At 55.1% G+C, this 779-nt stretch carries 1 protein-coding gene; it reads right to left on the bottom strand.

The annotated features are described in order from the left end of the window. Positions 1-17: 17 nt before the first annotated feature. Positions 18-779 (bottom strand): tyrosine-type recombinase/integrase (locus NI20_RS0113495; protein ID WP_033121907.1); only part of this gene is annotated, 762 nt, incomplete at its 5' end.

Below are 779 nucleotides of genomic sequence, written 5' to 3'. Positions count from 1 at the left end.
GAATATAGATTCCGTTTTTATGATACAAGTTTTAGCTGTTCGAGCTGACGCCGATGCTCCGCCATGCTCGTAACAAGGTAAATGCGCGTCGTTTCGATGCTCGAATGCCCGAGAACATCCGCCAGCTTGACGATGTCCTTGTATGCGCGATAAAATGCCGTCGCGAACAGGTGGCGCAGATTGTGCGGGAAAACTTTCCCTGCGTCGACGCCCGCGCGGGCGCACAGTTTTTTCATCTTCGACCAAATTTGATATCTTGACATTGCTTTGCCGCTTTTGGTGCGAAAGATTGCGCCGGAGGCGGTTTTTTGCCGCGCGGCAAACTTGAGCAGCTTGCGGCAAAGCTTGGCAGGCAGCAGAATGGTACGGATTTTACCTTTCAAAGCAACTTCGGTCTTGCCGTTTTTCGCCGCTTCGACGGTGATATACTGCACCTCGCTGACGCGAATGCCGGTGGAGCAGATGGTCTCCATCAGGAGCGCGAGGGCGCGGTCGCCCGCAGCTTCCGCTGCGGCAACGAGCCGTTTATATTCTGCGCGTGTTAACTCCTGTTTGCTGTCGCGAAACAGGCGGCGCTGGATTTTCAGAAACCGTGCGCGGCAGTCTGTCCAGCCACAGAAGCAGAAAAAACCGTTCAGTGCCGCCAAACAAACGTTGATGGTCGACGGTGCGTAGTTACTTGCGCGCAGATCGTCTTTCCAAAGGCGGATCATCTCCGGTGTGACCGCCGCGCCGCTCAGGAATGCAGCAAAGCTCAGTAAAGCACGGCGGTACTTCTC

Origin of the sequence: Oscillibacter sp. ER4, from assembly GCF_000765235.1 — a bacterium.
In the GTDB taxonomy this organism is placed as follows: domain Bacteria; phylum Bacillota; class Clostridia; order Oscillospirales; family Oscillospiraceae; genus Hominicoprocola; species Hominicoprocola fusiformis.
The sequence above is the reverse complement of the archived record's forward strand: the minus strand, read 5'-3'. Positions and strand labels throughout refer to the sequence as shown.